At 51.4% G+C, this 9,828-nt stretch carries 7 protein-coding genes; all 7 read left to right on the top strand.

The window, feature by feature from the left end:
- The first annotated feature begins 13 nt into the window (after positions 1-13).
- The 7 genes from ACESLU_RS07665 to ACESLU_RS07695 all read left to right on the top strand — a co-directional run bounded on the left by ACESLU_RS07665 (position 14) and on the right by ACESLU_RS07695 (position 9,724).
- Complete coding sequence (locus tag ACESLU_RS07665; RefSeq protein WP_372637422.1) at positions 14-1,117, top strand: acyltransferase family protein; 1,104 nt, start codon at positions 14-16, stop codon at positions 1,115-1,117.
- 69 nt (positions 1,118-1,186) lie between these two features.
- On the top strand, positions 1,187-2,254 hold the full coding sequence (locus tag ACESLU_RS07670; RefSeq protein WP_372637425.1) for a polysaccharide deacetylase family protein: 1,068 nt from the start codon (positions 1,187-1,189) through the stop codon (positions 2,252-2,254).
- 374 nt (positions 2,255-2,628) lie between these two features.
- Positions 2,629-3,603, top strand: coding sequence for an exo-alpha-sialidase (locus ACESLU_RS07675; protein WP_372637427.1), 975 nt, complete (start codon positions 2,629-2,631; stop codon positions 3,601-3,603).
- Positions 3,604-4,911: a hypothetical protein gene (locus ACESLU_RS07680; protein ID WP_372637430.1), complete on the top strand. Its 1,308-nt coding sequence runs from the start codon at positions 3,604-3,606 to the stop codon at positions 4,909-4,911.
- Positions 4,912-4,922: 11 nt separating this feature from the next.
- Positions 4,923-6,182: a metallophosphoesterase gene (locus ACESLU_RS07685; protein ID WP_372637434.1), complete on the top strand. Its 1,260-nt coding sequence runs from the start codon at positions 4,923-4,925 to the stop codon at positions 6,180-6,182.
- A 141-nt stretch (positions 6,183-6,323) separates the two neighbouring features.
- Positions 6,324-8,228 carry a metallophosphoesterase gene (locus tag ACESLU_RS07690; RefSeq protein ID WP_372637437.1) on the top strand — a complete coding sequence of 635 codons (1,905 nt, stop codon included), beginning with the start codon at positions 6,324-6,326 and terminating at the stop codon, positions 8,226-8,228.
- A gap of 89 nt (positions 8,229-8,317) precedes the next feature.
- Positions 8,318-9,724 carry an arylsulfatase gene (locus tag ACESLU_RS07695; protein WP_372637439.1) on the top strand — a complete coding sequence of 469 codons (1,407 nt, stop codon included), beginning with the start codon at positions 8,318-8,320 and terminating at the stop codon, positions 9,722-9,724.
- The last annotated feature ends 104 nt before the right edge of the window (positions 9,725-9,828 follow it).

The following is a 9,828-nucleotide window of genomic DNA, read 5'->3' on the forward strand; positions in this document are numbered from 1 at the left end:
AAAGAATTAGATTATGGCTGACGAACCACTTTCAAAACGATTGATCTCCCTGGATTTTTTCCGCGGCATAACCATAGGGGCCATGATTATTGTCAACACGCCGGGCGCGCATGAGTATATTTTCGTTCCCCTCGCCCATGCCGAGTGGAACGGTATAACGCCTACGGACTATATTTTTCCCTTCTTTATTTTTATTGTAGGCGTTTCTATCGTTCTGGCCTACACCAAGTATCTTTCCAAAGGGAGAGAGCGAAGCGAGATGGTTCCCAAGATTGTAAAACGGACTATCATCATTTTCGGGCTTGGGTTATTCCTGAACTTGTTTCCGGGCTTTGATTTTGCGAATATCCGCATTCCGGGTGTTCTGCAGCGGATAGCCGTTGTCTTTTTCGCCTGTGCACTGCTGTTCCTGTATACCTCAAGGAGAACACAATGGTGGATCGGCGGGGGTATACTGGTCGCATACTGGCTGGTTATTGCCCTCATCCCCCACCCCGAGCAGGGACTGTCGCTGGCTGAGCCCGGAAAAAATATCGCTGCGTGGATTGATAACATTTTTATTCCGGGCAGTTTATATCAGGGCACCTGGGACCCGGAGGGCATTCTCAGTACCCTGCCGGCTATCGTTACCGGTATTACGGGTATGATTGCGGGGTATGTCATCGTGAGCGACCGGTCGAGAGATCGAAAAGTCATTGGCTTAATGGTTGGGGGACTCCTGGCCTTTGCGCTGGGCAATATGTGGGGTTGGGCTTTCCCGCTGAATAAGCATCTGTGGACCAGCTCCTTTGTGCTGTATACCTCCGGACTTGCTTCCATGGTCCTGGGAGCCTGTTATTACTGGATTGATATCCTGAATAAATCCGAAGGTACGTTTGCGGGCGTGGTTTTCGGAACCAATGCGATCACCGCCTACGTCATTTCCGGTATTCTTCCCGTGGTGACACACTCGGCGTGGCTGGGAGAGACAAGTTTGCGGTCCTTGTTTATGTCGGGGGGAACGGGAATCGGACTGAACCCCTACTTGGTCTCTTTTCTGTGGGCGTTATTCTTCTGTTTTCTCTGTTATATCCCGGTATATTATCTGTATAAAAATAGAATATTCATAAAAGTTTAGGGTAATGATACGCTTTGCCTTCGGTAGGCATATTTAGTTAACCCTAAGGAATTAACATCAAAAAAGTTTATGAATTATTTGTTAACCTCATCAATAGTGATGTTCCTGCTGTTTGCAGGGATATCAACACCTCTTCAGGCCCAGCCGGATACCTATGCTGAAAAGCTGGGATATCCCGAAGAAGCCAAAGTGTTAATTATGCACGTTGACGATGCCGGGATGTCCTGGGGCTCGAATAAGGGTACCCGGGATGCCATCGAAAAAGGCGTAGCCAACTCGTTCAGTATCATGATGCCCTGTCCCTGGGTGCCGGGCATCGCAAAATACGTCAAAGAGCATCCCCGTTCTGATGCCGGACTGCACCTGACGCTTACCTCCGAATGGGATGACTATCGGTGGGGACCGTTAATGGGCAAACCGGCAGTACCGGGACTGGTGGACAGGGAGGGTTGTTTCTGGGGGTCGGTCGACCAGGTCGTTGAGCACGCTTCCCCGGACGAGGTGGAAGCGGAGATCAGAGCCCAGGTCGAGCGGGCGCTCACCATGGGTTTTCGTCCCACACACCTGGATTCTCATATGGGGACCCTCTTCGCCGATCGTGCGTTCCTGGAGCGTTATATTAAAGTCGGCGCGGACTACAAGATTCCTGTTATGTTTCCCGGGGGACATATGTCATTTTTGAAGGAGGATTACCGGCAGGAGACGATCCGTGAATTAAAGGAAAGCGGGCAGTGGGAAGAGGGGATGGAGGTGCCAACGCCCGATCTGCTGGATCTGGCTCCTGAAATGGGACAAAATATATGGTCGATGGGACTGCCGGTCCTCGATGATCTTCACAACGTGAGCTACGGCTGGGAGTATCCGGGGGACGATAACCCCACGGATGAGCAGCTGCAGCAGTTTTACACGGAGAAATATATTGAGACCATGGACGAATTGGAGCCCGGACTGACGATGGTCATAATGCACTGTACGGATCCATCGGAGATATTCGGGGACATCTCCACTTCCGGCCTGCGCCGAAAGGGCGATCTGCTGGCAATGACGGATCCCGCGTTGAAGCAGTACCTGGAGGAGGAAAATATTATTCTGGCGACGTGGCGGGAAGTGATGGAGCGGCGAGAGAAAGTCAATTAGTGAAGTGATTCAATATTGAACGGGGCGGAGGATGTAACTGATAAGCGTTCAGCTAACGTATGCTCCTGCATCTGTACCTGGCGATAGCTTTGAAAAACTCCTCGAATGGATGAACCTTCCATTCATGAACTCCTTAGCCCGCCGGATGGCAGCACGGAGGCTCGGTACGGACGATACCGGAAGAATTTTTTAACATACATAAAAAAAGAAAGAACATGATGATACACTGGATATCAACAATAGACAGATTCCTTTTCAACATACCAAAGATTATTTTTTGTGGTATAGGTGTGGCCGGTACAATATTTTTCGCCGGCTGCCAGTCTTCGGAATCTCAGAAAAAAACCACAGATGACTTACCGGTAAAGGATTTTGTGTTTGAGAAAGCCAAAGGCTTTGACCAGGCCCATGCTTCGACCATTGCCAAGATCAATGAGGAGGAATTTCTCGTTGCCTGGTTCGGCGGTACCGAAGAGAAGCATGATGATGTTGGGATATGGATTTCCATGGGCCATCCCGGGAACTGGTCAGCTCCCCGGGAACTGGTGAAAGTACGGGATGATCCCCACTGGAATCCGGTGCTGTTCAGGGCACCCGGCGGGGAAATTATTCTGTATTTCAAAGTAGGGAAAGAAATTCCTGAATGGGAGACCTGGTATACGGTCTCCACCGATGGAGGAGACACGTGGAGCAAGGCCCGGGAACTGGTTCAGGGGGACAAAGGGGGACGGGGACCGGTTAAAAACAAGCCGATTGTGCTCTCGAATGGCGACTGGCTGGCCCCGGCCTCCCACGAGGGGGACCGGTGGCGGGTTTTTGTAGATCGAAGTGATGATGGCGGAGAAAGCTGGACGGCCAGCGACTATGTTCCCGTGGATACTACAGTGTTCGAGGGGAAAGGGGCCATTCAGCCCACGCTGTGGGAGTCGCAGCCGGGGCATGTTCACATGCTGGTGCGAACATCTGCCGGGGTCATCGGCCGAAGCGATTCCGAGGATTACGGGGAAAGCTGGTCCCCCCTCTATGAGACATCGCTGCCGAATCCCAACAGCGGCATCGACCTGGTCAAGCTTCCTGACGGTACCCTGGTCCTGGCCTACAACCCGGATGATGAGAACTGGGGTGCCCGTGCACCGCTGACGCTGGCCGTCTCGGAGGATAACGGGGAGAGCTGGCCATATAAACTGGATATTGAAACCGGGGATCCGGAGGATGAATTTTCCTATCCCTCCATCATTTCCGGGAGAGACACGGTTGCCGTCGTGTATACCTGGCAGCGCCAGAGAGTCGCTTTCTGGTCGGGCACGGCGGAACAAATTAAAGCACGTTCAACGGAAAAAAACCGATAAATGCCTACACCGAAACAAGATAAACGTCTGGCCATGCTCGTTGTAATGCTAACACTGGGAACATCATGGGCTATTCGGGGCAGCTTCGGACATGAATTCGGGGCGGCCTGGGCCGGTTCCATCGGGGTTCTTTCACTGGTATTGGTTTCCGGAAGGGAGGATTGGATCAGGAACTGGCCGGCGATCGCGGCAATGGGGGCTATCGGCTGGGGAATGACGGGCATGATCAGCTATGGACAAGTGGTGGGTTACGGAAAGAGTACTGATTTTCTGAATGTCTCGTACGGGCTGTTGAGTCTGTTCCTGATCGGGGGTTTGTTCGGCTTTTTGGGCGGCGGCCTGACGGGACTGATGCTGGAGACCACAAAGGATAAAAAAGCAAACTGGGCGGCGCTGATTACCCAGATGGTGGCGGGGGGTTATATTGTTTGGGGTTATTTGATTTATCAGTTGGAGTGGTATATGACGCCGCCGCGATCGGAGTTATGGGCGGCCTGTCTGGGCGCTTCGGCCGCATTGGGCTGGTATCTGCACCGGCATCATTTTAAGAATGCGTGGTATGTGGCGTTTTCGACGATGCTGGGGGCCGGCTTTGGCTTCGCCTTCGGGAACGTTATCCAGGTGATGGGGAGTGCCAGCGGTATCGCCTTTAACTGGTGGAATGTAATGGAATATTCGATCGGCTTTTTTGGGGGACTTGGTATGGCCGCCGGGGTATTCATCCGAAAATGGCCCCACATGCGACCGGCCACGCTGAAAACCCACGGCTGGGCCATCGCCCTGTTGTTCCTGTTTATCCCACTTGTGACCATTGTTAGCACATTTTCATATGAAGAGATCGCAGAGCTGGGAACACAACTTTCTGTATCGGAAATGCAATCATTTTATCTCACGCAGTGGGGACTGGTTATGGGTGTTAGCGTATTGGCCCTGATCGTTGTTGGCGTCCAGTTCCGAAAATTATGGACGGGTCAAAGTTCTCCGAGCCAGGTTGTTCTGGTCCTTTTCACCACGTGGATCTGGTATAAGCTTCTGCAGATCATTGAATCCGGCGTGGTGTATCGGTACCATTTTACTTCGGATGATTTGGCGCTTCTGAATATTATCGCTGTAGCTTTGATATGGAGGTGGTGGAACGTACATGATCCGTTTGCATCCGCTGCTCCCGATAAAAAATTGAATGCTGTACTGGTTCGCCTGTTTGCAGGTATTATTCTGGCTCTGGTACTGTTATCCGGTATTGCGAGTAACACACATGGCGAGTTACCCGGACAGCAACAGCGATTCAACATAGAAACCAAAAACTAAAATAGACAGATATGAAGTATGTTATTAAAATAGTCATTGTGGGATTGGTGTTCTTTGCCGCGGGCGCTGGAACTACGGTGACCGCTCAAACCGACACCGAGCCCCGCCGGATCATGATCAATCCCCTGGAGCCGGGAAACACCGGGGTGGCGATAACCTGGCGCAACGCCCTGAATGTGGAAGAAAATGTTGTCCAATGGGGCCCGGCGCATCCTCATCCTATCAATGACCTTTCGGATTTTAATCATCAGAAAGCTGACAGCAGATTGGATACGGCAACCTATGAAGGGAAGACCGAGGTGTATAAGAGCTTCCGGGCTAACCTGCCGGATTTGCAACCGGGACAGGAATATTTGTACAGGGTGGGAAGCGGGGAAAAAGGATGGAGCGAATGGATACAGTTTGATCTGCCGGGAGCCGATCCCGACTCCGCCCTGACCTTTATATATCTCGGTGACCCACAGAATGACCTGAAAAGCCAGTGGTCCCGGACCGTGCGACAAGCCTATGCCACCGCCCCTGATGCCTCTTTTATCCTGTATGCCGGGGACCTGGTCAATCGCGGATATAACGACCGGGAGTGGAAGGACTGGTATGAGGCGGGCGATTTTATCCACAGGATGATCCCCTCCATCATGACGCCCGGGAATCACGAGTATGAATACCCGGATCTTACTCCGTTGTGGCGTACGAATTTTACTTTTCCCGGAAACGGACCCGAGGGCTACGATGAACTGTATGGAGCCTGCTACTATATCGATTATCCGGCGGTTCGTGTGATATCCCTGGACGGCACCACGAGCGAAAACGACGAGCACCTGCGGTCGATTCAGGCAGAGTGGCTGGAAAAAGTCCTGGAGAATACCGATAAAAAGTGGATCATATTGACGCTGCATCAGCCTTTTTACAGTACGAAAGAGACGAGGGACAACCCCCAGATTCGGGACGCCTACCGATCGCTTGTTGAGCAACACGGGGTCGATATTATATTGCAGGGGCATGATCATGCCTACGGCCGGGGCATGCTGGATGAAGGGGCCAGCCGACCAGGGCACAACGGTATCATGTATGTGGTATCGGTGAGCGGACCCAAAATGTATGAAATAGGGGAGGGGAAAAACTGGATCCAGAAGCAAAGGGAAAATACGCAGCTATACCAGGTGATAACGATTCGGGACGACCAGCTGTATTTCAAAAGCTATACGGCGACCGGCGACCGGTCGGATGAATTCACGCTGGAAAAAACCCCGCAGGGGAATGTCCTGCAATAACCGCGGGGATAAACGGATGAAGTGGTGTGGCCGGTAGGCCGGAAGATTACAACTCGATGGTTCTGTCTGCTGGTTGCTGTGTAACTTATCTACTCCGCTTAATTTTAAGTTAAGTGAGCTGAGAAGCTAAAATATCGATTTATGCGTAACGCGTACTTACTTTTGGTACTTTTTATATTGACAAATCCGCTGTCGGGCCATGGTCAGTACCCGGCAGACGGAGAGTCGGCATTTCTGGTTAAGCCCTATTTGCAGTTTGCCACACAAACCGAAATCAGCATTCTCTGGGAGACCAATGATCCCGCCACGTCAACCGTGAGGTATGGCAAGGCGCGGTATGATTCGGAGGAAGCTGTGCTGGATCAGCAGCAACATGATGGTTCCCTGAAAAAGAGGCATGAACTGACCCTGCGTCCACTGGAGCCGGAGACGAATTATTTTTACCGGGTCGTTTCGATTACGGAGGGGGGAGATACCCTGGAAACCGATATTTTGCCGTTCAAGACAGCTGTGGAGGACACTACGCCTTTTGCCTTTACGGTATTCAGTGATTCGCAAAGCAACCCGGAGATATGGAAGAAAATTACGAACCAGGCCTTGGGCGAGCGTCCCAATTTTGCCCTGCACGCCGGCGACCAGGTCGGTCTCGGCTACCGCAAGGAGGAATGGATTGAACATTTTTTTGCACCATCCCATAATTTTATGAAGCAAGTGCCCCTGTTTACGATTCCGGGAAATCATGAACACGATGCTGCCTACTACTATGATTATTTCAAAAATCCGCCGCCGGAACATTATTACCGGTTCAAATATGGAAACGCAGAGTTTTTTGTGATTGATACGAATCAGTACCAGGAACCGGGCACCCGCATGTACCACTGGCTGGAACATGCACTGGCCTCATCCGATGCCACGTGGAAAATTATGGTCCAGCATCATCCTCCATATACCTCAGAGGAAAACGACTATGGAGATACTCGTCACGAGCGTTCGACACATGGGGATGCCGAAGCGAAATTGCTGGTACCGCTGTATGAAAAACATGGGGTTGACCTGGTGTTTTACGGTCATATTCATATGTACGAGCGCACCTGGCCCATTTTGGAGGACAAGCCGGTTGAACAAAACGGCGTGCGCTATATAAACGTGGGGGGTGCGGGAGGAAGTCTGGAACAGGCCGCCCCGACAAGAACCTGGTTCTCCAAAAAAATGAAAAGCACCTATCATTTTGCCTCGGTTGCCATTAATGGACAGCAGCTGCAGTATCAGGCTATTGATGAACAGGGAAACGTATTCGATCAATTCGGGTTAACCTCCTCCCGTGAAAAGAAAGCGCCCGCCGACCGGTCCCCCGTCACACCCATCCCCCGGGACGAGCGGAGAATTTTTCAGGATACCATTCATGTCCACCTGAAAACCGTCCATGACGGTGATACCATATTTTATTCATTGGACGGGTCGAAGCCGGGTCCCCATTCACGGAAGGCGGAGGAAGTGATTGTCCTGGATCAGTCGAGAACTCTTAAAACGATGGCCGTCAACAAGCATGGACGCAGCAGGGTGGGGTCGTATGAATACAGGAAGGTTCAGCCGTTTGAGCGTCGACAAAACGGGCGCCGGCTGGAGCAGGGAATTACCTATCAATATTTTACGGGATCGCTGCAGGATGAAATGGCTCCCGTTGCGGATCAGCTGAAATTGGAATCCTCGGGCACAGTATCTGTCCCTGATGTAAATGGTTTTCCCCACCGGAAGGAGAACTGGGGAGCGGTATTCGAGGGATATATGGAAGTGCCCGATACCGGGTACTACCGGTTCTACGGTCATGCATATCATCTGTTCAGGTTTCACCTGCACGGGGAGCTGATGATTGAGGAATATAGTCGCGAAATTGATGGCCGGCGGGAAATCTATCTGGAGCAGGGCAGGCACCCGTTCAGGATTGAGTATTATACCGATCGTCCCTATAGTTATATGCGGTTTGAATATACCGGTCCTGATAACATCAGAAAGCCGGTTTCAGAGCTGGAATTTTATCATGAATAATACTATGAAACGGACATGTTCATGTTTGCCGGTTGCTTTTCGGGATGCCGTGCCATCACTTTTCTGATCTCTAATACAAGGGTAATAAAATGTATAGTCACCCAAACAACATTATTATTTGTTTCACAGTAGCACTGTTCTCTCTTGGCAATGCTGATCAAATTCGGGCCCAGGATACGCCGGCTGAATCCAAACCGAATATTATTTTTATCATGGCGGATGATCTGGGATACGGGGACCTGGGAAGCTACGGGCAGTCGAAGATACAAACACCCCATATCGATCGGTTGGCAAAAGAAGGGATCCGTTTTACCCAGGCTTATGCAGGAGGACCCGCTTGTACGCCTTCAAGAAGCGTGCTTATGACCGGACAGCACAACGGTCATACCGCCGCCCGCGATAATATTCCCCACTACCATACCTATCTGCAGAAAGAGGACACTACGGTCGCGGAAGTGCTGCAAGAGGCGGGCTATCGCACCGGCGGCGTGGGCAAGTGGTCACTGGGCGATGCCGGTACGGTCGGGAGGGCCACCAACCAGGGCTTTGACATGTGGCTGGGCTATTTAAACCAGGATCATGCTCATTACTATTATACCGAATACCTCGACTATAATGAGCGGCGGCTTGAACTTCCCGGAAATACCGTACTGAGGGAACATTACAGTCACGATATTCTGACCAATAAGGCCCTGCAGTTTATCCGAAAGTCGAAGGATGCCCCGTTTTTTTTATATGCAGCCTTTACGCTACCTCATTTTTCCTCGGAGTCGGAGGATGAACATGGACTCACGGTTCCTTCCACCGACCCCTACACGGATAAGGACTGGCCGGAAAGCGCCAGGAAGTATGCGGCGATGATCCATATGATTGACCGGGATGTCGGTCGCATCGTCGACCTGGTCGATGAACTGGGACTCGGGAAAGAGACCTTGATTATATTCACCAGTGATAATGGAGGTCACCCTACCATTTGGAAAGCATTTGATACGAACGGTCCGCTCCGCGGATACAAACGCAATCTGACGGAGGGGGGCATCCGGGTGCCCTTTATTGCAAGGTGGACAGGCACCGTGCCTGCAGGCCGTGTCAGTAATGAGGTCATATCATTTCAGGATATGATGCCGACTTTCACAGAGCTCGCCGGGACAGCGAGTCCCCGCGATATCGATGGGATATCGGTGCTTGCGGCGCTGATGGGAGATCCGATCAAAGAGCCCCACGACTTTCTGTATTGGGATTACGGGCATACCCGGGACAGGTATGACCAGGCCGTTCGCATGGGAGCGTGGAAAGGGATACGGCTGGGAGAGGAAAGTGAAATCCGGTTATATCATCTGGAAAAGGATATCGCAGAGAAAAATAACGTAGCGGACCAATATCCGGGAGTCGTCCGTGAAATAGATGAGATTATGGAAACGGCCTATGAACCTGATGAACGCTATCCGATCGGGGAAGAGTATACGGGCGATCCTATCTGGAGGAAACATCAATAGTTTGTCGGGATCTCCGGGAGCGGGCAGACTTCAATAAGGTCTTTTTCAGTGATTTGCCAGCCGATGTTAAAATAGTTTAGAAGACCGGGAATTTTCCAGTAGTG

The organism is Fodinibius sp., from assembly GCF_041642155.1.
Classification (GTDB): domain Bacteria; phylum Bacteroidota; class Rhodothermia; order Balneolales; family Balneolaceae; genus Fodinibius.

What these genes read in the sequence shown, in the direction of transcription:
- ACESLU_RS07685 (WP_372637434.1), top strand. Translation starts at nt 4,923, where the DNA reads ATGAAGTATGTTATTAAAATAGTCATTGTGGGATTGGTGTTCTTTGCC.
- ACESLU_RS07690 (WP_372637437.1), top strand. Translation starts at nt 6,324, where the DNA reads ATGCGTAACGCGTACTTACTTTTGGTACTTTTTATATTGACAAATCCG.
- ACESLU_RS07665 (WP_372637422.1), top strand. Translation starts at nt 14, where the DNA reads ATGGCTGACGAACCACTTTCAAAACGATTGATCTCCCTGGATTTTTTC.
- ACESLU_RS07680 (WP_372637430.1), top strand. Translation starts at nt 3,604, where the DNA reads ATGCCTACACCGAAACAAGATAAACGTCTGGCCATGCTCGTTGTAATG.
- ACESLU_RS07670 (WP_372637425.1), top strand. Translation starts at nt 1,187, where the DNA reads ATGAATTATTTGTTAACCTCATCAATAGTGATGTTCCTGCTGTTTGCA.
- ACESLU_RS07695 (WP_372637439.1), top strand. Translation starts at nt 8,318, where the DNA reads ATGTATAGTCACCCAAACAACATTATTATTTGTTTCACAGTAGCACTG.